Raw genomic sequence first — 23057 nt, 5'->3', positions numbered from 1 at the left:
CGGCGCAATACCGATACAAGGGGAAACGATGAAGCTCGATTCTGGTCCGCGTCCGCCATCGGAACGGCACGATGCGATCGACGCACTGCGCGGCTTCGCCCTGCTGGGCGTCTGCATGGTCAACCTGGTATCGCTGAGCCTGTACGAGTTTCTCGATCCACAGCAGCAGCCAGGCCACGGCTTCGACGCCTTGGCCAGCGAGGCGATGGACTGGCTGGTGAACATCAAGTTCATCACGCTGTTTTCGCTGCTGTTCGGCCTGGGCTTCGCGTTGCAGCTCGAGCGCGCATCGGCCCGCGGGCAGGATGGCGTCCGCCGCTACGTGCGGCGGCTGGCCGTCCTGCTGGCCATCGGCGCGGCCCACGCGTGGTTCGTGTGGTGGGGCGACATCCTGTTCACCTATGCGATCGTCGGCCTGCTGATGATCCCGTTCCGGAATGCGTCTGACCGCATCCTCCTGATCGCCGGGCTCGTCGTCGCGATGCTTCCGCCGTTGCTTGCGCCGGCGGTCCGCGCGGCCCTGCCGGAACTGGCGACGCAGGCGGCGATGTACGGCCGGGCGCTCGAAGCGTTCTCGTCCCCATCGTGGTCGCAGGCGTTCGCGTTCAACATGGAGATGTCCGGATGGGCGCGCATATCCAACTGGGCACTGGTGTGCTTCGTGCTGGGCCGGTTCCTGCTGGGCTACTGGGCCGGGCGGAAAGGCCTGCTGCAATCGCCCGACCGGCACCTCCCTCTGCTGCGCCGGATCCTCGCCGGCGCGTTGGTGGCGTGGCTGCTTTCCAGCCTGCTATCGCTGGTGCAGGCGCCGATGCGTGCCGTCTGGCCGGCCATCGACGTGGAACCGGTGAAAATGGCCATCCGCATGCTGTTGCGCGTGGGGCCGCTTGCGCTGGGCATTGCGTACGCCGTCGGCTTCGTCCTGCTGTTCCGTAAGCCAGCATGGTCGCGCAGGCTCGCCTTCCTTGCTCCGCTGGGGCGCATGGCCCTGACCAACTACCTGACGCAGAGCCTGATCGGCATCGCGCTGTTCTACGGCATCGGCTTGGGTCTCGGCCCTGCGCATGGAATGGCCGTGGTGCTGCTGGCGTGGGCGCTGGTACTGGCGCTGCAGATCGCGTGGAGCCACTGGTGGCTCGAGCGCTTCCGCTACGGTCCGGTCGAATGGCTGTGGCGATGGCTCACATACGGAGAGCGGCCACGGTTGCTGCGTGGCTCGATCGCGGAAGTGGATCCGGTGCATTGATCGAATCGGGCTGGCATCGTCCGCTGTCGGCTGCGGTTCCAAAGAGAACACCAACGGCGTGCTGCGGCGGTACTTCCCCAAGGGAATGGACCTGTCGCCGATATCGCAGGCCAAGCTCGATGCCGTGGCGAGAGAGTTGAACGGTCGTCCCCGGAAGATGCTAGGCCATGAAACGCCGGACGCACGATTTCGACAAACCGTTGCATCGACCCGTTGAAACCGCAGTCGAAGGCGGACATTCCACTGGATTGCACACCTGCCACCTGTCCAGCACCAGCGCCGTGTCCAGTTCTAACCGGCACGGTGTCCAGTTGATACCAGCATCCGCACCAGCCCGAGGGCGGACGGTAGCCGCGCACGTCGCCTTCGCCGTGCCAGCGGCGAGCGCGTACCGTGCCGGGCGCATAGGTCGCCGCCATGCGCGGGCGGCTGGTGGTGGTGCGGGTCATGGGGGCGTCTCCTTCCAGCGAAGCGCCCCGGTCAAGGCCGGGGCGCTTGCCTTCGGCGCGGGTCAAGCGGCCAGTGCCTCGGCGGGTTCATCCGCCATTGCCTCGGCATCCTCCGGGGCATCCTGCGCCTGCGTTTCCTGCGGCGCAGCTTCCGGGCCTTCGGTCTTGAAGATGGCGGGCATCCAGCCCGTACCATCGGCCAGCCGTTCGGCTTCGCTGGCAATGTTGGCCTTCTTCAACTTCGCCAGTCGGGCAGCGTGCGACGGTGCGAACTCGCCCACGGCTTCCAGAATCGCGGCCTTCGGCACATGCTGGAAATACCCGTCAGCGGTGGGCTTCCACCATGCGGCCATGTCCAGCCCCACGGCCTGCGCCAGTTCCGCGCCCGGCTGGTGCGCCGTGGCGCGAGGCGTCACCACGTCCACGGTCGCCGCCACGCATACCGCCAGCACCCGCACCAGTTCGCCTTGCTCCATCGCCAGCAGCGCGGCGAACAGTTCGGCGCTGTCCTGCGGCAGCGCTTCGCCCGCGACCTGCTGCAACTCGCGCAGGGCGACGGCGGCGGGCGACTCGGGCCAGTCGGGGGCCATGCCTTCCAGCCGGTCTTGCACTTTCAGGCCCACGCCCAGTGGCAAGTCGTGGCCGTAGTGGCTGTCCTGCAAGACGCTCTGCACCATGCCATGCACCAGCGCGGCCAGCGCGACTTGCGGATGCCGGGCGACTTCGATTTGCAGCGCGGCGGTGCGGTGCGCGCTCAAGCGCTGCGCCAGCCGGTCGGACAGGCTCGCGGCCCTGAGCTGCTCGGCGTCCTCGCCTTCGTCGTCGTTCCCGGCTTCGCCTTCCGCGCTGCCGAAACCCTGCCGCAAGCGTTCCAGCGTGCGCAGCGCCTTGGCTTCGGCTTCGCGCAACAGCCCGCGATGAATCACGGCTTCGCCGTTGCGGTCGAGCGTGACGATGGCACCGGCCACGGCGCGCACGTCCTGGGCGTAACCCTGCAAGGCTTCCTCCACGGCTTGCAGTTCCCCGGCGACCTGTTCGCGGCGCGGTTCCAGCGCTTCGGTCTTGTCCTCGTCCTCGGCGCCGCAGGCGTCTTCCAGTTCGGCGTCAATCTTGTCGAGGCGGGTTTGCAGCGAGGCGATGCGGCGGGCTTCGCGGGCGTTCGGTTCGCGGCGCTGCCGTGGCGCGTTCTGGAACGCCTGCCGCTCGGCGTAGCTCATGTGCGGCACGGCTTCCACCCACGCCCAACCCTCGGCGCGCATGTCCCCGGCCAGTGCATCCAGCTTGCCGCGCACCAGCGTTTCCAGCAGCGCGGCGTCGGTCAGGTAGGTTCCGGCATCGCCTTCCGCGAACAGGTCGCGGCGGATGCCGCCGCCCGCCGCCGTGTAGGCGTCCAGCCCGGCGAAGCGCACCAGCGGATGCGTCGCGTCGATTTCGCGTTCGGTCAGGCGTTCGCGCAGCGCGGAAGCGCCACGCTGCCATTCGGGCGCACCGTAGAACGCGCTTTCCTGCGCGGCGTGGTCGTCGGTGATGGTCAGGGCCATCAACTGTTCCAGCGTGACGGCTCCGGCCCGGTAGTCGGCCAGCAGGCGCGGCGAGACGTTGGCCAGCTTCAAACGGCGCTGCACTACCAGCGGGGACACGCCGAAGTCGGCGGCAATGTCTTCGATGGGGCGGCCTTCCTTGACCAGTGCGGCGAACGCCTCGAACTGGTCGGCCGGGTGCATCTGCTCGCGCAGCAGGTTTTCCGCGAGGCTGACGGTACGGGCCGAAGCGTCCGGCACCAGCAGGCAAGGCACCTCAAAGTCGGCGGCGATGCGCTTCTTCTTCGCCAGCAGCTTCAACGCGGTCAGTCGGCGGTCGCCCGCCACCACTTCGTATTGCTCGCCATCGGCGGACAGGATGACGACAAGGTTTTGCAGCAGGCCGATGCGGGCGATGCTCGCGGCCAGTTCGGGAATGGACAGGCGCGGGGTCTTGCGTGCGTTGCGCTTGGAGCGACGCGGCAGCAACTGCGAGAGCGGAACCAAAATCAGGTTCTTGGTCGGGTCGGCCACTTCCAGCGGCGCGGCGGTTTCGATGGCGCGGGTTTCGGTTTGGGTAACGGCGTTCATGGTGATGACTCCTTGCGGTTAGGGATGCAGCAGCGAGAGAAGCGGCAAGGGCTGCTGCCTGCCCCTGCCGCGTGGGGATTCAGGCTTTCAACTGGCGCATGCCATCGGCCAGCAGCCAAAGCGCACGGTTGAGGCGGATGTTTTGGTCGATGCCCTGCACCGGGCGGGTTTGCTGGCGGCGTCCGTTGGCGCTGCGCCCGCGCAGGCCGCCTTGGGTCAGGTTCTCTTGCGTGCGGTTGAACACGCTCCACAAGTCCGGGCGGCGGTCATCAAAGCGGCGCGGCATCAGGATTTGCGATTCCGTGATTGGCGCGGGCTTGTCGGGGTCGTCGTACTTGAGGGCCAGCGCGGCGCGGGCGAACACTTCGGATTCGCCATCGTTCAAGGTGATGGCGCGCATGGAATCGCGGGATTCCTGCACGCGGTCGAAGCCGCTCAACACTTCGTAAGCGCCTTCGATTACCAGTCCGGCCACGTCGCCTTTGTGGGGCACGCGCACGTCTGCCACGGTGTCGCCGCAGACAAGACCGTTGCTGCACACGAACCGAAACATGCCCGCGAGCATTTGGTAAGAACTCGTGCCGTCGTGGGAATTGAGCAGCACGATTTCATTGGCTTCCGCGCCGTTGATCTGGCTTGCATGGCGCAGGCGCAACATGTGTTTTGTGTGTTCGCGCTTACCTTCGTCGCGCACGCGGGTCTGGCACGCCATGAAGGGCTGGAACCCTTCTTTGCGAAGCTCCGCCAGCACGGAGGCGGTGGGGATATAGGCGTACCGCTCGGAACGGCTTTCGTGCGGCGCGTCCGCGAAGATGGACGGCGCGACCGTGCGGATTTGATCGTCGGACAGCGGGTAATCGCTGCGCAGCGACGGGGAACGGGAAGCGAATCGGGATGCGAGTTGCATGGCATTTCTCCTGACGAAAAGGGTTTGCTGTTCAAACCGCACACCGGATTCCTAGATTCGGAAGCCCAGCCTTTCGGCTGTTCGGTGCGGTCGGCACGAGGAACCCGGTTGGCCTCGTTGCCACCGTCTTTCCTGAGTTCATCGCCCAGCGGCCAAGGAGCGCGCGGACGGGGGCCGTCAAGGAGGCAAGCGCAGGGTTGGTGCGGCCCGCAGGCGCAGCCGAGGACACGGCCCTGCGCGCCTTGACGGCACACGGGAGCGGGCTACGGTCGCGGGCAAGGTGATGAAGTCAGGGGAGACGGCTGGACAAGGCAACGGCCATCCCTATGTGCTGACCGCACGGCAAGCGAAGCGCGCAGGCCCGAAGCTGGAAGCCGGGCTGTAGGCGTCAGCCGAGCGGAGCGAGGGAACGATGGAAGCCCGAAGGGGGCGAGACGCCGCAGGCGGCTCGATGCGAAGCACGACAGCGCGACCGGCCATGTTTCTTGGCCGGGGACGCCCATGCAGTCGTGGAGATGCAGAGTGGATCTTCTGTGGTGGACAAACAGCCTTTGCGGCATTGGTATTGCCGATCCGGCGCAGCCGGTTCGGCTGCATCGAGGAGCGCCAAGCATCGCGCGGCGGGGATAGCCCGCAGGGCTTTCCCCTGGAGGCAAGCGAAGCGCGCAGCGCCGCAGGCGCGAAGAAGCCGGCAACAGGCGCAGCAGAAAAAAAGGTGCGCCGCCCCCGCAGGGACGACGCACCGAAGGCAGCGCGGCGCGATCAGCTCGCCGCCGGCGCCGTCATCGACTGCAACTGCTCGATCACGCCCGGCTCAACGAACACGCAAGCCTGCTCGTCCGCGATCGGCACGTTGAACACCTGCGCGAACACCGTGCGCCGCAGATGGGCCAGCCGGCCCGTGCGGTACGCCTGCTCGGGCTTCATGCGGCCACCAGCCTGCGAGCCGCTGCGCTGCGGATCGCATTCGACCAACGCGACGAAGCCATCGTCGGACAGCTTCTGATGCTCGGGGCACAGGCCCCAGCCGGTCGCCGTGTGGCGCCCCATGCTCGCGCGCAGGCGCTTGTCCAGCAGGATGGCGCCGGTATCGAACGCCGTGCCGCAGACCAGGCAAACGTGCTGTTCGAGGGAAACGTGTGATTTGTCGTTCATGACGATCTCCGGTTGCACGGGCGGAATTGCCCGGAGCCGTCGCCCTCACGGCGCAGCGCAGCAGTCAGGGGTCGAAGACGGCCGCCAGGACGCAAGCGCGCAAGGCGCGCGCAGCCCTTGCACGGCGAGAACGCCGTGATACGGTGAAGGGAACAGCAAGACCGCCACCAATGCGATACACCCACACCTGCCTTTGGCAAGTGCGCAGCACGCGCAGGCCCGCGAGGGCCGGAGCTGCGCCACCGGGCGCAGCAAAAAGGGGGCCGAAGCCCCCTCGATCAGATCAAGCCACGTTCGGCGAAAGACGTGGTGGTGCCGCCCGCCACGATGATGTGATCCAACGTGCGAACGTCCACCAGCGCCAGCGCCTGCCGAAGCTGCGAGGTCATTGCCCTGTCGGCCGCGCTCGGCTCGGGGTTCCCGCTCGGGTGATTGTGCGAAATGATGACCGCCGCCGCGTTGAGCCGCAGCGCCTCCTTCACCACTTCGCGCGGATGAACCTCCGCGCTGTCGATCGTGCCGCGGAACATCTCGGCATAGTCGATCAGCCGATGGCGCGTATCGAGGAACAACACCGCGAAGACTTCGTGCTCGAAGCCGGCCAGCTTGGCGCGCAGGTAGTCCTTGACCGCCGCCGGCGAAGTGAACTCGTCACCGCGCTGCATCTTCTGGTCGATGACCTGGCGCGCGGCTTCGAGAATCTGGTCGGCCGATGCCTGACGGTAGCGCCCGCGCGAGTCACGCAGCATCAACGGGGAATCGAAGGAAGGAATGGACAGTTGCGACATGATCGTGCTCCGGTTGCTCGGGCGGAATTGCCCGGAACCGTCGCCAGCACGGCGCAGCGCAAGCCGTCACAGGGGCGAAGACGGCCACGGCCGCAAGCGTGCGAGCACGCGCAGCCCTTTACGGCGAGAACGCCGTGGTAGGGTGAAAGGGAACAGCAAGACCGCCTACACCCGCCCACTGCCCACACCCGCCTTTGTGCAAGCGGAGTGCGCAGGCCCGCAAGGGCCGAAGGCGTCAGGGATCAAAGCCGGACGACCGCGATTCGGAACGAAGCGCGGGGCGTAGCCCGCGAACCCGACGGCGGTACGCCGAGACGCAAACAATGTAGTCAGCAGAAAATCAAAATGGTGCTGACCTTCTATCGAAGTCAGTTCTCTTGATCTTCGGGATATGGCGCCTGAGGAATCGGCACCCAGCCATCACGGGTGATGCCCGCGCCGATGCGGATGTTCTTGCTTTCAGTTGCCGCCCAGTGCCCGCCCCGGTGCAATACAGCGCGAATCACCGACTTCCGCGGGTGATCCTCGTCCGCTTTGGCGGAGCTGCATATGGCATTCCAGTGGTGATTGTCAGGCATCGCGTCCAAGCGTGGCCCCAGCAATTGATCCAGAATTTCCGTCGAGACGTTGTGCCGACCTCCGTGGTGAGGCACTTGGAAGTATCGAATTCCGGGCAACGTAAGTCCCGCAAAGGGGGCATAGTCGATCACTTCCTGCAACGCTTCTCGTCCGGCATCACCAGTAAGCATAATGCGATGGCCGTTCAGCACAGCCGACTGCACCACACTCATTTCATTCTCCCTACTGGTGGGAGCAGGTGGAAAATACTCCTCGCCCCACAGGGACTTGATATAGGCCGTCGCGGCCTTTACTACCCGGAATAGGCTGCTCAGCGCACTATCCATAGCGCTTTCCTCAACAGCTTCCGGTGTCTTCGATGAATCTACGATCAGGTCAAGATAGCGACCCAAAGTTGGTGCCATCACCATGAATGGGCCAATGCTTTGCCCCTGAAGAGGGGCATGAATGGAAACTCCCTTCTCCAGCGCAATATCCTCAAGAGCTGCCGAAGCATCATAGATGGACCGCAGCTTCCTTCTGAGGGCATCAACTGATTCATAGTTCTCGAAGCGATCAATCAATTGATCCGCGTATATCCATGGCCTGTTGATCCAGAGATTCTTGACTGTGCATTGCTCCAAGACCTTCCGCAGCCCATTGGCGTGGTCGCGATCAGGGTGCGTGAGGATCACATGGTCGATAACAGTTGTTCCGTAATAGGTTTTCAGGTGCTCGACGATCTGATCTCCCGTATCCAGGTATCCGCCGTCAACGACGTGTACGCCCTCAGTGCCATTCACCGAATAGCGTAGCGTGATCGCATCCCCGCTTTTCGCTGTTTCGACGCCTAAAAAATCAATCTCGAAGTAGTCAGCCATAAATCCCCCTCGTGTTTTGCCAAAAAGTGCCGGCGACTTTGTTCTTACCAGCGGTCAACCGCGCACGTGAGTCCTGTCGGAGTCCAGACCAACGACACGGCGGGAAGGCCACCGGCATCCTCTGCGATGCTGCGCAAGGTATTTCGGTCTATCCCTGAATGCGCGCCGCCTTTCGGGTGGCTGTGCCAAGTGCCAATGAAAGCGAGATATCCTAAAGAGGCCGCGTTTGCAGCGCGCAAACTTTGGACAAGCCCACTGGTTCCAAGGACAAAACGAGCGGCCTCGCGAACGCTGTCAGACGGTGCCTCAACAAGGCCTGCAATGGTGATGGTTCGATTTTCAAACGAGATACGGCCAACCAAGGCGCCTCCTGTTTCCACCGCCCCCCAGTGCAGCGCATCAGCATCGATCGCGTGCGCCACAGGGTGCAGAATCCGAATGCTCCAGCCGCCATCGTCCGCTACATCGAGCACAGTGGTCGGGCCAAGGCTGGCACGGCTCCATGCCATGCCAAGGCCTTCGGCGTCCGAGATACCAGCACAAAGCGTCGCTTCCTCCGGAAGCCCATCAACGAGCCAGCGCTCCAGTTGCACTCCAGCCAGTGATGCAGACCGCGAAACAACGGCATCTGACATTGGCATGGTCAGTGAGCGGCAGTTGTCCCCTACAAAAATGCGCGTCGGCTCCGACGTATCACCGGCAATCGACGCACGAAGTTCTGGCACAAACCGGCAGCACTCGAACAAGAAAGCCGTGAGGTCATCAACCCGACCAGCGCGACTTGGCCCTTCAAGCAAAACCGCGACACAACGCCCCTGGCCATACATCACTACCCGTGCCAGTCGAGTTGGGGATTGGTCCAATGCTTCTGATTGCATTTCTGCGGCCAGCACTTGAAGTGAAGCCGTCGTGTCCACGATAAGGGCAGCATCCTGCGGAACAATTGTGGCGAATCTTTCCGGATCGACCAAGAGAGTCACAGCGTCAGCGTCGAACGCGCGCGATTGAAGATGCGACAGTTCCCCAAAGGCCGTCTTCATCAGCGCAGACTTTCGCGGTAGGACCAGCACCGATGCTCGCTCAATGAGTGCATGCCGAGCTGCGTTGTGAGGTGACATGGATTCGTTGTCAACGAAAGTCATTGAGCCGAAACCAGCCCGCCCGAGGTGCATCGCGATTTTTGATCCCACACTACCGCAGCCGAGGATGACCAGCGACTGCGATGTAGCTGCTGACGGGATACCGGATGTCCGTGCCAGCAGCTCGGGAGACAGCGCATGCGCATGAAAGGCGGGGTGAACCGTGGCATTTCGCTCTAGGAGCGACTGAGCGTTGAGTTCATAGCGCACCACATAGGGCAATACCTCGACATTCCGGCCTGGTGATCCAACAAGCGGCGCTGGTCTTTGTACAGTCAGAATCACAATCGCGTACAAACCGTGCACCCAACCACGCGAGTCTTGTTGCATATCCAGAATCGAGCGCCGGTAATAACCCTCCAAGCTTTGGGCTAAAGCGTCACGATCGATACCAAGTTCTGCTGCTCGATCTAGCAGTGTCGTAAGATCGACAACCGTCTCCGGTTGATAGCGTTCGACTACATACGGGTGGCCATCGGTGATTGGTCCCCGCGCAATGAAGGTCGCGGTATGGCCATTCCCCCACTTGCCCAACTTGTCGTTGTGAACGCCTTGGGAAAACACAGGATCGACTTGTGCGCTCAGCTCGTCATCGATGATGGCGTATAGCCCGCCATCAATCGTCACGTAGCTCGCGGAAACCACCAAAACCGCGCCGTCAACGGGGGCGGCGGCCGCGACCTTTTCGGCACTGAAGACAACGGTCGAAGGACAACTGTCTCGCCGCGTCGGTTCCCACCCTTGCTCCAGGTCCAACAACGTTCCGGCAGCAGCCTTGTGCAGCCAATCAACCAACTGATCGACAATGGCGTCGAGACCAAACCGATGCAGCAGTTCGTTCAAAGATCCTTCGAACAGGCATGGCGAAACCAACTCGCCTTCGCGATGGGGGTTTATGTGTGGCAAGTTGAGTGGGAAGTCCGCACGCAAGAAGGGCTTGGGCGCGGATAGGGGCCAGTCACCGCCGAATACCAGAACGCATGTCTCGACGGCACGCACCCCGGTTTCGGAGACGCCGCTACGCCGAGACCTGTTTGGCAGTTGCACGGCAACATCGACCTCTATCTGCGTCGATGCACCGATTACCTTTGGTTCGCCAACGCGGGTCAAGCCCCGATGTCGCTGAAGTTTATGCAGTGCGTCTGCGATAGCGTCCGTCATGATGCCCCGTGCGGCATGGGAGTTCGCGCGGAGGTGATCACGGCGGCGGCCTTCGATCCAGCTTCCTTCTTCGAGGGGGGCTGCACACCTTGGGAAGTGACGGTGAAAACGAGGGGCTCCACAGATTTCTCGCTCGGGTACTCGCCCGTGCAGTAGAACTCACCTTTTGCTTCCTCCACGATTTCTACATATTCACGCTTTGCACGGATGCAGGGCGGATCGCTGTCATCAGCTTTGATGGGCTTGCAACTTGCGACGATGACGGCGCCGTCACGGGTCTGTGAGAGCGCCTTTCTTGCATCTGCATCCAGTTTTGCTTTTTCTCCGCACTTCGACCAACTGTCATAGGACAAAGAGTGCCAAGAGCAATGATGAGGTGTCTGCATGATGTCGTACTCCAGCACCTCAGTCTCGGCCTCATGGCGCTGCCATTGGCGGTTCCAGATGAATACTTCAGCATCCCCGCCAGTAAGAAACTTCGCGCCATCTGGTGTCGCTGCATCGGCAGCTAATGTGAAGTTCAGGATCACACTGGACTGATTTTTGACCAGGCACTCTTCCTCTTCCTCATCGTCCTTGGCCTCCAAAGGTGCAAGAAGAAACGCAGAGAAGAATGCAGAACTCTTGCCGTTGATCGTAGAGAAGCGCGTATCGACCTTCCGCACGATGGAGGTGAGGTCATCGGTCTTTCCATTGATGTCCTCCCCCATGATCTGGATGCGATCACCGGACCCAACGGTGAAGTTTTTGTCTCGATTCAACTGAACACGTCGGCGCGCCTCGGTAGCCCAAGCCTTCGCGTCATCACACAAGGTGAGGGTCTTGCTCGCACGGCGAAACACAATGGGAGACGACCACATCTCGCGAATGACGATCTTCTTGTCCTTGTCGTCCTTCTTGTCGTCCGGGTACTTATCCAACTCGCCCAAGTAGAAGTGACGAGTCAGCCCTCGGCAGTGGTCGTCGTCGGGGTGGCTCAGCAGGAAGGCATCAACATATGGTCTGCCGTTTTCATCCTTCTTCAGTCGATCGCGCAGGTCCTTGGCGACATCACGCGCCTCCCCCTCTGGATCGTCGGCATCTTGTCGGATGTTTACGTCGATCAGCAGGGTGGTGGCATCAAGATCACCGAACTTGATGAGGGTCATGTCCCCGTTGTCAACGGGGAAAAAGGTGATGGTGGTGGGCACTTGGGGTCTCCGAGTAGACGACTGAGGAGTGATCGCGTATAGTTAATGTACGACTATTTTTTCGATCCGTCTACTTTTTAGGCGCTACTGATGCAAAACCCCCCCGTTGCTACTGCCGAACCTGTTGAGCCCAAGGGGCTGAGCTGGGGGCTGGAGAGCAGACTTCAATTCATCGATTTTCGGTTGCGCTGGGAGCGGCGCATCAATCGAATGGATCTTACTGAGTACTTCGGCATATCAGTGCCTCAAGCGTCACTTGACATTGCCAAGTACACAGAACTGGCACCGAACAATCTGACATACGACCGCAGCTCCAAGACCTACACGGCAGCGCCGAGTTTTCGTCCGCTTTACCAGCGAAGCTCTGCACAACGTTATCTGGCAGAACTGTTGGCAACCAAGATGGGGGTGGTTGAGTCAACTGCCAGCTTTATCGGATCCGCGCCGGAGACAGATTGGGCTCCTTCCCCCTGGCGCACCATCGACGAGCAGACTGTCGAATTGGTGGTTCGTGCAATACGGCAGCAGGAAGCTATTCGAGTCAGTTACCAGTCCATGACGTCCTTGAACGAGTCAATTCGCCTGTTGTCGCCACACGCTCTTGGCTACGATGGCTTTCGTTGGCACGTGCGCGCGTTTTGCCACAAGCGCCAGCGTTTCAGCGATTTCGTCCTCGCTCGAATCCTTCGCATCGATGGTATAGAGCCGAGCCAAGTGGACTTCAGTCAGGATACGCATTGGCATACTGTGCTGACACTGATCCTTGCGCCACACCCCGACTTACCGGCGGCCAAGAAACGAGTGTTGGAGTTGGACTACGGCATGGAAGACGGGCAGGTCAAGCTTCCGTGCCGTCAAGCATTCCTTTACTACACACTAAGACGTTTGGGCTTGCACACCAAGGAAGCACCAGATCCGCTCGCACAACAGATCGCGCTGAAAAATCGTGACGATATTCAACCCTACATCGATGCCCTTACGGCACAGGCTTGACTCCGTATGACAACAATTTTTGAACTGGTCAAGGACCCTTATGAGCGCAAGGCGCGGGTTGTTCCTGGGCTTCTTGTGGCCTTGCCGGTACTGGTTCCGTTGTTGTGCGTCTACGGAGCCAAGCATCCTGTGCTTACGAGTGTGATTGGCCTGCTTGGTGGCTGTGGGGCCATTTATGCACTTGCGAGCGTTGCCCGTGGCCGCGGTAAGAAACTCGAAGAAACCTTAGTTGCCAAGTGGGGGGGCATGCCCACCACCATTGCACTGCGCCACCGCGACAGGTTTCTCGATGGTGTCAGCAAGCAGCGCTACCACACGGCGATCACTGCCAAACTTGGCATCGCGATGCCAACAGCGGAAGAAGAGTTGGCAGCCCCTGAACAGGCAGACGACACGTACATAGGGGCAACCAAACGACTTCGCGAACTCACGCGCTCGAACAAGCAGCTCTTGCTGAAGGAGAACATCGCGTATGGATTCCATCGCAACATGTTGGCGATGAAGCCCGTCGGTGTCGCGTCGTGTCTCGTGGGCATCCTTTACGGACTTTTGATCGCAAAGGTCCTACGGGTAGCACCGCCTCACTTCAACCCAATGAATTTTGCTGATCCAGGGCTCGCAGCCGGCTTGACACTACTCATTTCCCTAGCGCTGCTTGCCGCTTGGCTGCTGTATTTCGATCAGGATTCTGTCAGGCGAATGGGCTTCGTCTACGCAGAACGCCTATTCGAGTGCTTGCCATCTTTGTCTTCTTCGGCCCCTCGGAAAAAAGCGCAAAAAACAGCTATAGATTGAAATTCAGTATGGGAATGGTCACGCCTCTTGGCTGGTTGCCGCGTGATTGCGATGCAGGTCCGAAACCACCGCGATCAACCTGTTGATCGGTTCAGACAGTCGCTTGGGCAATACGCGGTGCTGGGTATGAGTTTTCAGGTCGGCGATCCAGCGATGCGCAACCCATACATCTTCTTCGGGGTGGTTGTTGTCCACACCGTTGCAATACTTGTAGCCAACCAGCGCATCGGTGCGCGACAGCAGAACGCGCGCCATCGTCATGTGGAAGCGATGAGCCTGGAGATCAGCCGGACCTTTTGGTCGCGGAAGAGTCAGACGCAGGCATCGTTGGTCGTTGAATTCAGCCCAGTCGGGGCCAACCACTTGTCCGGCGCGTTCCAGCATCTTGCGCGACTGTTCGTTCTTGCCATTGACCAGGGCAACGGCGACCGTACCCTTCGAGTACTCCAGCTTTTCGGCCAGCGCGTTCATCCAGCGCACCAGCTTGTTTAGAGTGTTGTCGTCCGCAAACACCAGAAACTGGTGGCGCTGTTCATCGTCGAGAAATGCCGGTAGCTGCGCGTAGAGGGGGTACAGCAGATCATGCAGGTAGATGTAGGTCTGCCGGCGCCCTTGCTCATGACTCCGCGTGGTTGCGGTCAGCACCTTCTGCGCCCATTCTGGTGTGAGTTCTGCCAGCGTCATCTCAGTAATGTCGATGGAGATGAGGGGGAATCCGAGCGATTTTCCGATTAGCGCCTTGCGCCCATCAAAGGCATGCCTGAGTTCGATTTCGACGCCCCCCAGCACCATCGGCTCGGTCTGGACAGGCGGCCCGATCACGGCAACGTCGAGTCGGAATTTGCTGCCGAATGGTGTCTCCAGCGGGTGCTCGATCGCCACCCGATCGGCGCCGAGCAGCAAGTTGCCTTCCAGCGGATAGTCAGACGCATCCGCGTCCTTGAACGCCCAAGGCATTGCAAGTCCGGCGTTCAAGCGTCGGGCTAGTTCAGCTGCGACAAGTTCCTTCGCACGTCGGTGTTCAGCGCTTTCCTGCACTGTGCGCCACCGGCTGGCTTCTTCATCATCGAAGTGCGCTTTTGGGTTATAGGTGTGCTGGGCAGGAAGCATCCGGAAATGGGATCGCCGGCGCAGCTTCCCGCTTTCAAAGGATGGGCTGACCCATGTCACCATCTGCCGTGATGCGCCGGGAGATACCAGGGGCCACAGCTTGCGCGCATGTTCCCGGCTGCGAACGTCGCGCGCGGCGATCGTGGTCTGAAAGATCCCTTTCCGAGAGAAGACAACGATCGCCTCGTCCATTCTTCTCTTTCCGTTATTGCGATACGGCGGCGACTTTCGTGGCGCCATCCAGCTTGCGGTGGATCAGCGACACCAGCGTCAGAATGTCCAGTGCGTCCTGCTCGGACATAGGCCAATTCGTCTTGGGTGCATGGGCCAGCGGATTGCGCACGGCGCCAAAGAGGCCGATCAGCAGGTTAGCAAAGCCTTTCTGCTCGCTCTTTTCGGACTCGGTGGTGAGCGATCCCAAGGTGAGAACGGGTTGCTGGCCTGCGAATGCCTTGCTCACTAGGTCGGCGCCATCGCCGTTCAGGCCCGACAGCAGGCGAATCCGCTCCGCAACACCTTTCGTTGCCTCGAACACGGCATGGAAGTAGTTTTCGTCCAGCAGCTCGGCACGGCAATAGTTCAGCACTTCCGCGTGGACGACGCGGCTTTCGAGCGCAGCCTTTAGTCGTCCAACTCGGGCACACGCGGCATCAAGCGTCGTGGCCTTGTCGGCGTGCCCAACCTTACCGTCTTCGCGCACGTAGAAGCCGGAGAAGGCCAGGACGACATTGAGTTCGTCGCGCCGCCAGGTGAACGTCGCGGGGTCGCGGGCGTAGTTCACCGGGTTCATCGCGCGATTGATGAACATGATGAGATGGTTCCCGATCTGATGCCGGTTCTGCGCGCCAGCCAACGCATTGAACAACCGCTTCCATTTGGTGATGCCGGGCGACGTGTCAGCAACCTCTATTTCTTGCAGCAGGCGCTCGATCTGCGTTCCGCTCAGGCCCCGCTCAGTATCTGCAAGCACACGGCAAGCGGCTTCAAGATTCTGTGAGCTGAAAGGGTCAATTCGCGTCGCCAATGCCTGTCTCCCTCGTCAGGCATCAGATGATGGCCTGCAAGCCCTTGTCTGCAATGACGTTGAGCAGCTTGAGGGCCGGACCGGCCGGGCGAGTCTCGCCTTGCTCCCATTTGCGCACCGTCGAGGCTGTGGTGTGCAGGTGAAGCGCGAACACCGGCTGGCTGAATTTCAAGGCTTTGCGCAGGCGTTTGATGTCGGCAGCACCGAACTCCCGCACCGGTGGCGGGCAGATCGCGTCGAACTTGCGCATCGTCACCTTGCTGATCGCGCCCACTTCGTGGAGCGCAGCCAGGTCGCCACGCAGCGATTCAATGATCTTGCTCACAATGCACCTCCAATAACACGCCGGTCTGCAATGCTTTCGACAGGGCTTCCGCGGACAGTTCCAAGAACACCTTGCCTGCGAATTGCAGCGCCTTCTTTTCGTCCTGCGTGATGTTCGCCTTGTCGTTCTTCGGGAACCCATACAGGAACACGTAGCGGTTGCCGATCCTGGCCGATACCAGCGTGCGGTAGCCGCCGCTCTTGCCTCCGCCGGGGCGGGCCACCCGCTTCTTGTAGAGGGAGCCGCCCAAGTCCGCGTCGATCAGACCGCTTTCCATCTCTTGAACCGCCTTGCACAACGCGGCATCGGGCAGCTTCTCGCCCGACTGCCAGCGTGCAAAGTCCTTGCGCTTCAGGATGTCCGTCATTTCGACCTCCAAACTATACCCGAAACGGGCATACTTTTCCAGTCTCCGGTGTAGCACCTAGATAGAAGGGATGACCCGCCCGATTGTCGTGACGCCGGCACGACAATCGGAGCCGACGGGACGGGATGCCGGCCACCGGTCACGCGGGCATCCATGGCCGAAATCAATAGCGCATAGGCCGACCATGGCAGCGCGAAGACCTTGGCTAGCTCGGCGAGGCCGAATTTCCCAGACTCTGTCTGGGAAATCGCGGAACGGGGATAGTCGGCCGGCAAGGCGGCGGGAGGTTTCCCCGCCACTGAAAGCGTCTTCTTGCTCATGCCGTGGCCTCCGCAGGGCGCCGCGCGCCCGTGATGGCCTGCCGCCGGCTGGCCACCAGTTCGGCCGCATCGCGCACCGGCTTGTCCTCGGTGTGGACATAGTGCATGAACATCGCCACGGTCTTGTGGCCCGTCAGCTTCATGCCTACCTTGGTCGGCACGCCCGAATTGGCAATGTCGGTGGTCGAGCGATGGCGGATGCCGTGCGTGCCGACGTGCGGGACGCCGGCGGCCTTGAGCACCCGGCACCAGCCGCCGTAGTGCTCGCCAAAGGTCAGGTGCTTGGTCGGGTCGTTGGGCGACGGCAGGACATAGGGGCAGCCCTCCCGGCGCGGCGCCGTCGAAAACAGCCGGTAGGCTTCCGCGCTCATGGGCTTTGAAAGTCCGCCGGTCTTGCTGTCGGGCCAGACCACGCGCCGGTTCTCCAGATCGACCCAATCCCATTCGAGCGTGCAGATTTCGGAGCGGCGGCCAGCGAACTCGAATTGCAAGCGGATCGCCAGCGGGATGACGTAGTTCTCCAGTCCTTCCGCCTCCAGCTTCTCCAGATGGCGGAAGATCAGCGCCAGTTCGTCGTCCACGATGAGCCGGGTTTCCTCGCCGGGCGGGTACATCGGGACGTGGCGGCACGGGTTCGTGCCGTCCGGGCGATAGCCCCACACTTCGGCCAGGTTGAACATCTTGCGCAGCACGCCGAAGGCGTTGTTCGCCTCGGCCGGCTTGTAGGCCAGCTTTTCCATCAGCCCGGCAATGTCGGGCCGCTTCACGTCCTGCACCTTCTTGCGGCCGATCAGCGGGACGATGCAGCGGTCGATGACGGCCTGGTAGCCGCGCTGCGTGCTGGGCTTGTTGCGCTTCTTGGAGTAGTCCTCCATGAACTTCTTGCACAGCGCTTCGACCGTGGGCGCCTTGCGCGCCTCGGCCTTGGCGCCGCCGGGGTCGCCGCCCCGGCGAACCTCGGCCAGCCAGTCCTGCGCCATGACGCGGGCCTGCTCCACGGTCAGTTCCCCGAACAGGCCCAGCGAGGGCTTGCGGGGCTGCCCGGAGTTCGTGCGGTACTGGAGCATGAACACCCGGCGGCCCCTCGGGGTAATCTTGCACAGGAAGCCCGGCACCACGGTATCCCGTAGTTCGATGTCCTTGGCCTGGGGTTGCGCTGACTCTACGGCGGTCTTGGTGAGCTTGATCTTTGCCATGATGACTCCTTGGAACGACCCGGATTCCAAGAGCCAGATAGGAGCGGCGCGAGGGAAAACCGGGTCAAGTTTCAGAAAGCACCGGCATATGATGGACGCGCGTAAGCTCTTGATAAACCTGCTGTATCGAGCTACGGCGCAGTCCAGCGAAGTACCGGGCTGGAGTCATCGTCAAACAAAAAAAAGCCCGCTCACGCGGGCCGCAGGGCCCACGGGAGCGGGCGCGTCCCGCAATGTTTCAGGTAATGGGAAATCAGGCGAACGCCGGCACCACTTCCTTGATGAACAGCTCCAGCGACTTCTTTTTCTCGGCGTGGGGCAGGCTGTTGTCGCACCAGAAGCTGAACTCGTCGACGCCGAGTTCCTGGTAGTACTTGATACGCGCGATGATCTCTTCCGGCGTGCCGATCATGGTGTTCTTGCGGATGTTCTGCAGCTCGAACGCCGGCACTTCTGCGAACTTCGATTCCGGGCTCGGCTCGAGGAAGCCGTTGACCGGGGTGGTCTTGTTGCCGAACCAGGCATCGAAGGTGCGGTAGAAGCGCGAGATGGCCTGGGCGCCAACTTTCCAGCCTTCCGGCTCGGCCGGGCTGTGCACGTGGGTGTGGCGCAGCACCATCAGTTGCGGGCGTGGCACGCCCGGGTTGTTGTCCAGGGCGGCCTGGAACTTGTTCTTCAGGTCCAGCACTTCCTCGTCACCCTTCATCAGTGGGGTGACCATCACGTTGCAGCCATTGGCCACGGCGAAGTTGTGCGAGTCCGGGTCGCGGGCGGCGATCCACATCGGCGGTACGGCGTTGTAGGGCTTCGGCACGCTGGTGGACGTGGGGAACTTGTACACTTCGCCGTCATGGGCGTAGTCGCCTTCCCACAGCTTGCGCACCACCGGCACCATTTCACGCAGAGCCTTGCCGCCGTCGGTGGCCGGCATGCCACCTGCCATGCGGTCGAATTCGAACTGGTAGGCGCCACGGGCCAGGCCCACTTCCATGCGGCCCTTGCTGATCACGTCGAGCAGGGCGCATTCGCCCGCCACGCGGATCGGGTTCCAGAACGGCGCGATGATGGTGCCGGCGCCTAGGCGGATCTTGTCGGTGCGCGCAGCCAGGTAGGCCAGCAGCGGCATCGGGCTTGGCGAAATGGTGTATTCCATGGCGTGGTGTTCGCCGATCCACACGGTGCTGAAACCGCCGTGCTCGGCCATCAGGGTCAGTTCGGTCAGGTCTTCGAACAGCTGGCGGTGGCTGACCTGTTCATCCCAACGTTCCATGTGCACGAACAACGAAAATTTCATGGGGCTTTCCTCAACGCTTGAAAGGGGCTGGCGCCTGGCAGGGTTGGCACCAGCGGTCTCGATTCAGAATAGGCTTCAGGCAAAGGCCGGCAGGCTGGCCATCTTGCCGCGGCAGTACACCATCGGCCGTGGCGCCTCTTCAGGGACGATCAGGTTGTGCACCTTGCCGACCATGATGGCGTGGTCGCCACCTTCGTATTCGCGCCACAGTTCGCATTCGATGACTGCGGTGGCCCCGGCCAGGATCGGGTTGCCCAGTTCGCTCAGGGACCACTCGATACCGCTGGCCTTGTCCTTGCCCTTCTTGGCGAACGCATAGGCTTCGGCCTGCTGTTCACCGGACAACAGATGAATGGCGAAGCGCTTCTGCCTGATCAGCACGGGGTAGGAGTCGGAGGTGTAGTTGGGGCAAAACAGCACCAGCGGCGGGTCCATCGACAGGGAGGAAAAGGCGCTGGCGGTCAGACCGACGACCGAGCCATCGTCGTCCAGGGTGGTGATGACGGTAACGCCGGACGGGAAGGAGCCCAGGACATGCTTGTAGACGGTTGCGTCGATCATCTGGTGTACCTCTATAGGGCTGCGGTGGTCCGCGGTTTTTATCGTTGATGTGTCTGATGGTATACCGTAATACCTATTTTGCAAGCGGAATTTTCAAGCGGGGGTGTTGCGCGATGAACGGCTCAAGCCCGCGTATACCGTGGGCTTGAGCGGTGAGGCGGTTTGCCGCAGGGGTTGCGCGAGCGGATCAGTGGGCGTTTTTTCCTACGGATCAGTGTTGTCAAAAGTTTGGAATACCATAATATGGTCCGCAGCTGAGAGGCCGCCTAGATGCGGTTTCCTTACAAAGATAAAAACGACCTTTCGAGCTGAATCCTATGTCCCAACCGTCGTCGCAACACCAGTTTGTCGAGAATCACACGGTCGATTACGTTCCACCTGCCGAGCGCCACGGGAAGGCGCGCGACCTGTTCACCCTCTGGTTCAGTACCAACATCGCGCCACTGCCCATCGTCACCGGCGCCATGGTGGTCCAGGTATTCCACCTGAACCTGTTATGGGGGCTGGTCGCCATCGTGCTGGGCCATCTGGTCGGGGGCGTGGTCATTGCCCTTGCCTCTGCGCAGGGACCGCAGCTGGGCATTCCGCAGATGGTGCAGAGCCGTGGCCAGTTCGGCCGCTACGGCGCCTTGCTGATCGTGTTCTTCACCGCACTGATCTATGTCGGCTTCTTCATTTCCAACATCGTCCTGGCGGGCAAGACCATCCACGGCATCACTCCGAGCGTGCCGATGCCCGGCGCGATCGTGATCGGTGCGCTGAGTGCCACCGCCATTGGCGTGATCGGCTACCGTTTCATTCACATCCTCAACCGCATCGGTACCTGGGTGATGGGTTCGGCGCTGCTGGCCGGCTTCATCATGATGTTCGCCCAGGAACTGCCGGCCGACTTCTTCAGCCGTGGCGCGTTCAACCTGTCGGGCTTCATCGCCACCGTGTCGCTGGGCACCATCTGGCAGATCAGCTTCTCGCCGTATACCTCCGACTATTCGCGCTACCTGCCGCGTGAAGTGGGCATTGCCAAGCCGTTCTGGGCCACCTACTTCGGCGCTACCCTGGGCACCATCCTGTGCTTCAGCTTTGGTGCGGTAGCGGTGCTTTGCGTGCCGGAAGGCACCGATGCAATGGATGCGGTCAAGCAGGCCACCGGCTGGCTGGGCCCGATCCTGATGGTGCTGTTCCTGCTCAACATCATCAGCCACAACGCCCTCAACCTGTATGGCGCGGTGCTGTCGATCGTCACCGCGATCCAGACCTTCGTCGCCGAGTGGACGCCGAGCATCAAGGTGCGGGTGGTGCTGGCTTCGGTGATTCTGGTGGGCTGCGGCCTGGTAGCGCTGAATGCCTCGGCGGACTTCATCGGCCAGTTCATCGGCCTGATCCTGGCACTGCTGCTGGTGCTGGTGCCGTGGGCGTCGATCAACCTGATCGACTTCTACCTGATCAAGAAGGGCCAGTACGATATCGCCTCGATCTTCAGTGCTGACGGCGGCATCTATGGCCGCTTCAACCACCACGCGATCATTGCCTATGCCTGCGGCATCCTGGTGCAGTTGCCGTTTGCCAACACGTCGCTGTATGTGGGGCCGTATTCCAATATCGTCGAAGGGGCTGATCTGTCGTGGCTGTTCGGCTTGCTGGTGACGGTGCCGCTGTACTACTGCCTGGCGACCCGGGGCAAGGCTGCCGAGAAGGCGGGGCGGGTTGTGAGTGTGAATGACTGACAGATTGGCGTTGCTGTAACAGGGGCTGCGTTGCAGCCCATTCGCAGCGCAAGGCTGCTCCTACAAAGGAATCGCGTTGCATGTAGGAACTGCTTTTCAGAGATTGTGATACCCCTGTGGGAGCGGGTTCACCCGCGAAGAGGCCAGTGCAGGCTAACGCCCTTCATGCTGCCGCCGATACGCCCCCGGCTGCACCCCCACCGCTTTGGCAAACGCCCGGGTAAATGCCGCCACCGACTGATACCCCACCTGTGCCCCCACCTGCTCCACGGTATGCCCCGTGCGCAGCAACTGACTGGCAAGGCGCATCCGCAACGCCAGCAGTACCTGCCCCGGCGACTGCCCCGCCAGTTCATTGAAACGCTTGAAAAACGCCGACCGCGACAACCCGGTACAGGCGGCCATGCTTTCCAGCGTCCACGCTTGCCCCGGTTGCTCGATCAACTGCTCCAGCAAACCGGCAAACGCCGGTTGCCGGGCGAGGGCGACCAGCCCGCCCAGCGATTGCCCGGCATGCACCTGCTGGCGTAGCACATACAGGAACAGCAAGTGCGTCAGCCGCTCCAGCAACGCCTGGGAAGGCCCGGCGGCGCGCCGGCACTCCTCCAGGATCAGCTCGAACAACGCCCGCGCCGCATGCCCGGCCGGTTCATCGGCGCGCAGCAATATCCAGTCGGCCAGGCCGTCGACGATCAGCGCCGACAACCCCGGCCTGAAGTGGAAGAAACCACATACCAGGCCCACGCCATCGACCGCATCAACGTCCATGGCCTGCATCTGCTGGCGTGGCTGGGCGCAGGCACTGGCAGGGTCCTGGTCGCTGGCCAGGCGATAGCCGAGGTCGCGCAGCAGGAACACCGCATCGCCGGCCTCCAGGCGCAGTGCCTCGGGCTGCCCGTCGATGTGCAGCCAGCAATGTCCTTGCACCACCAGGTGGAAGCTGGCCCGGCCCATGCCTTCGGTGCTGGCGTGCCAGCCGCCGCAGTAGCGGCCCACATGGAACAGGCTGGCATCGAGCTCCAGGCCCTCTAATAACCAATCGACAAGGTGGCTGGACGAAATCATCTAATGCAAAGACTCAAGAGCAAGGAAAGGCGACTGATGAATATGGAGGGTAGTTCTTATAACCAACAGACTGTAGTGACACTCATCAAAGGAGACCACTCCATGTCCTCGCGCATTACTTTACACACGCTGCAGAGCGCCCCGGAAGCGGCCCGTCCGTTCCTCGAGAACGCCCAGAAGAATTCCGGCTTCATCCCCAACCTGCTGGGCGTGCTGGCCAATGCCCCGGCGGCGCTGGAAACCTACGTGACCGTTTCGGCACTCAACGGCAAAGCCGAACTGAGCCTGGCCGAGCGTGAAGTGGTGCAACTGATTGCCGCCACCCAGCATGGCTGCGACTTCTGCGTGGCCGGCCACACGGCCGTGGCCCTTAACAAGGCCAAGCTGCCGCAGGAGGTGGTCGATGCCCTGCGTGCCCGTGGCGAGCTGCCCGATGCCCGGTATGAAACCCTGGCCGCGTTCGCCCGCGAAGTAATCGCCACCCGCGGCAATGTCAGCGAGGCCACTTACCAGGCCTTCCGCGCAGCCGGTTTCAGCGAAGGCAACGCCCTGGAGGTGATTCTGGGCGTGAGCCTCGCAACCCTGTGCAACTTTGCTAATGTGTTCGCCCAGACGCCGCTCAATGACGAGCTCGGCAAGTACCGCTGGCAACCTTCTGCATGATCTGCGTGTGACACCGGTCGTACCGCGATCGTTGT

General features: G+C 61.8%; 21 protein-coding genes and 1 pseudogene. 6 read left to right on the top strand and 16 right to left on the bottom strand.

Going from position 1 to position 23057, the window contains the following annotated elements:
- Nucleotides 1–28 precede the first annotated feature (28 nt).
- Nucleotides 29–1246 carry a DUF418 domain-containing protein gene (locus GYA95_RS11915; RefSeq protein WP_033959575.1) on the top strand — a complete coding sequence of 406 codons (1218 nt, stop codon included), beginning with the start codon at nt 29–31 and terminating at the stop codon, nt 1244–1246.
- Between the two features lie 34 nt (nt 1247–1280).
- Nucleotides 1281–1463: pseudogene (locus tag GYA95_RS11910) on the top strand (IS30 family transposase); the annotation flags it as partial.
- A gap of 294 nt (nt 1464–1757) precedes the next feature.
- Here GYA95_RS11910 and GYA95_RS11905 read toward each other — a convergent pair.
- From GYA95_RS11905 to GYA95_RS11875, 7 genes are all read right to left on the bottom strand, one after another.
- Entirely contained in the window at nt 1758–3806 is a 2049-nt protein-coding gene (locus tag GYA95_RS11905) for a ParB N-terminal domain-containing protein (protein WP_033959574.1), read from the bottom strand.
- 79 nt (nt 3807–3885) lie between these two features.
- The gene (locus tag GYA95_RS11900; RefSeq protein ID WP_033959573.1) at nt 3886–4713 is read right to left on the bottom strand and encodes a DUF932 domain-containing protein; all 828 of its coding nucleotides are present in this window, start codon (nt 4711–4713) and stop codon (nt 3886–3888) included.
- A 762-nt stretch (nt 4714–5475) separates the two neighbouring features.
- Nucleotides 5476–5868 carry a hypothetical protein gene (locus GYA95_RS11895; protein ID WP_033959570.1) on the bottom strand — a complete coding sequence of 131 codons (393 nt, stop codon included), beginning with the start codon at nt 5866–5868 and terminating at the stop codon, nt 5476–5478.
- Nucleotides 5869–6146: 278 nt separating this feature from the next.
- Nucleotides 6147–6656, bottom strand: a complete 510-nt coding sequence (gene radC, locus GYA95_RS11890) for a RadC family protein (RefSeq protein WP_033959568.1) — start codon at nt 6654–6656, stop codon at nt 6147–6149.
- A 368-nt stretch (nt 6657–7024) separates the two neighbouring features.
- Nucleotides 7025–8095: a ComEC/Rec2 family competence protein gene (locus tag GYA95_RS11885; RefSeq protein WP_033959566.1), complete on the bottom strand. Its 1071-nt coding sequence runs from the start codon at nt 8093–8095 to the stop codon at nt 7025–7027.
- Nucleotides 8096–8139: 44 nt separating this feature from the next.
- A complete protein-coding gene (locus GYA95_RS11880) occupies nt 8140–10395 on the bottom strand; it encodes a ThiF family adenylyltransferase (RefSeq protein ID WP_060434318.1) in 2256 nt (751 codons plus the stop codon).
- On the bottom strand, nt 10392–11585 hold the full coding sequence (locus GYA95_RS11875) for a ComEC/Rec2 family competence protein (RefSeq protein ID WP_033959564.1): 1194 nt from the start codon (nt 11583–11585) through the stop codon (nt 10392–10394). The genes GYA95_RS11880 and GYA95_RS11875 overlap by 4 nt, the downstream gene beginning before the upstream one ends.
- A gap of 90 nt (nt 11586–11675) precedes the next feature.
- Here GYA95_RS11875 and GYA95_RS11870 point away from each other — a divergent pair, with 90 nt between their 5' ends.
- Together GYA95_RS11870 and GYA95_RS11865 are read left to right on the top strand one after the other, a co-directional pair.
- Nucleotides 11676–12578 (top strand): helix-turn-helix transcriptional regulator, encoded by a 903-nt coding sequence (locus GYA95_RS11870; RefSeq protein ID WP_033959563.1) that lies wholly within the window; start codon nt 11676–11678, stop codon nt 12576–12578.
- Between the two features lie 6 nt (nt 12579–12584).
- Nucleotides 12585–13373 (top strand): hypothetical protein, encoded by a 789-nt coding sequence (locus GYA95_RS11865; protein WP_033959559.1) that lies wholly within the window; start codon nt 12585–12587, stop codon nt 13371–13373.
- A gap of 18 nt (nt 13374–13391) precedes the next feature.
- Here the strand turns inward: GYA95_RS11865 and GYA95_RS11860 are convergent, their stop codons facing one another.
- The 8 genes from GYA95_RS11860 to GYA95_RS11825 all read right to left on the bottom strand — a co-directional run bounded on the left by GYA95_RS11860 (nt 13392) and on the right by GYA95_RS11825 (nt 19570).
- Nucleotides 13392–14675 carry a hypothetical protein gene (locus GYA95_RS11860; protein ID WP_033959557.1) on the bottom strand — a complete coding sequence of 428 codons (1284 nt, stop codon included), beginning with the start codon at nt 14673–14675 and terminating at the stop codon, nt 13392–13394.
- Nucleotides 14676–14688: 13 nt separating this feature from the next.
- Complete coding sequence (locus GYA95_RS11855; protein WP_033959555.1) at nt 14689–15507, bottom strand: TIGR02391 family protein; 819 nt, start codon at nt 15505–15507, stop codon at nt 14689–14691.
- Between the two features lie 22 nt (nt 15508–15529).
- Nucleotides 15530–15832, bottom strand: coding sequence for a helix-turn-helix domain-containing protein (locus GYA95_RS11850; protein WP_033959554.1), 303 nt, complete (start codon nt 15830–15832; stop codon nt 15530–15532).
- Complete coding sequence (locus GYA95_RS11845) at nt 15816–16199, bottom strand: type II toxin-antitoxin system RelE/ParE family toxin (protein WP_033959552.1); 384 nt, start codon at nt 16197–16199, stop codon at nt 15816–15818. The genes GYA95_RS11850 and GYA95_RS11845 overlap by 17 nt, the downstream gene beginning before the upstream one ends.
- Complete coding sequence (locus tag GYA95_RS11840; RefSeq protein ID WP_060434321.1) at nt 16196–16519, bottom strand: hypothetical protein; 324 nt, start codon at nt 16517–16519, stop codon at nt 16196–16198. The genes GYA95_RS11845 and GYA95_RS11840 overlap by 4 nt, the downstream gene beginning before the upstream one ends.
- Nucleotides 16516–17715: a tyrosine-type recombinase/integrase gene (locus GYA95_RS11835; protein WP_033959547.1), complete on the bottom strand. Its 1200-nt coding sequence runs from the start codon at nt 17713–17715 to the stop codon at nt 16516–16518. Before GYA95_RS11835 ends, GYA95_RS11840 begins: the two co-directional genes overlap by 4 nt.
- Before the next feature lie 253 nt (nt 17716–17968).
- Nucleotides 17969–19009, bottom strand: coding sequence for an LLM class flavin-dependent oxidoreductase (locus GYA95_RS11830; protein WP_015270728.1), 1041 nt, complete (start codon nt 19007–19009; stop codon nt 17969–17971).
- Between the two features lie 75 nt (nt 19010–19084).
- On the bottom strand, nt 19085–19570 hold the full coding sequence (locus tag GYA95_RS11825) for a flavin reductase family protein (RefSeq protein WP_003259250.1): 486 nt from the start codon (nt 19568–19570) through the stop codon (nt 19085–19087).
- Between the two features lie 317 nt (nt 19571–19887).
- On the opposite strand from GYA95_RS11825, the gene GYA95_RS11820 reads away from it, so the two are divergent.
- Nucleotides 19888–21294, top strand: coding sequence for a purine-cytosine permease family protein (locus GYA95_RS11820; RefSeq protein WP_015270727.1), 1407 nt, complete (start codon nt 19888–19890; stop codon nt 21292–21294).
- Nucleotides 21295–21447: 153 nt separating this feature from the next.
- Here the strand turns inward: GYA95_RS11820 and GYA95_RS11815 are convergent, their stop codons facing one another.
- The gene (locus GYA95_RS11815; RefSeq protein ID WP_015270726.1) at nt 21448–22359 is read right to left on the bottom strand and encodes an AraC family transcriptional regulator; all 912 of its coding nucleotides are present in this window, start codon (nt 22357–22359) and stop codon (nt 21448–21450) included.
- Nucleotides 22360–22461: 102 nt separating this feature from the next.
- On the opposite strand from GYA95_RS11815, the gene GYA95_RS11810 reads away from it, so the two are divergent.
- On the top strand, nt 22462–23022 hold the full coding sequence (locus tag GYA95_RS11810) for a carboxymuconolactone decarboxylase family protein (RefSeq protein WP_003259243.1): 561 nt from the start codon (nt 22462–22464) through the stop codon (nt 23020–23022).
- The last annotated feature ends 35 nt before the right edge of the window (nt 23023–23057 follow it).

It is taken from the genome of Pseudomonas asiatica (assembly GCF_009932335.1).
In the GTDB taxonomy this organism is placed as follows: domain Bacteria; phylum Pseudomonadota; class Gammaproteobacteria; order Pseudomonadales; family Pseudomonadaceae; genus Aquipseudomonas; species Aquipseudomonas asiatica.
Note: the sequence above shows the minus strand (reverse complement) of the source record. Positions and strands in the feature narration are given on the sequence as shown.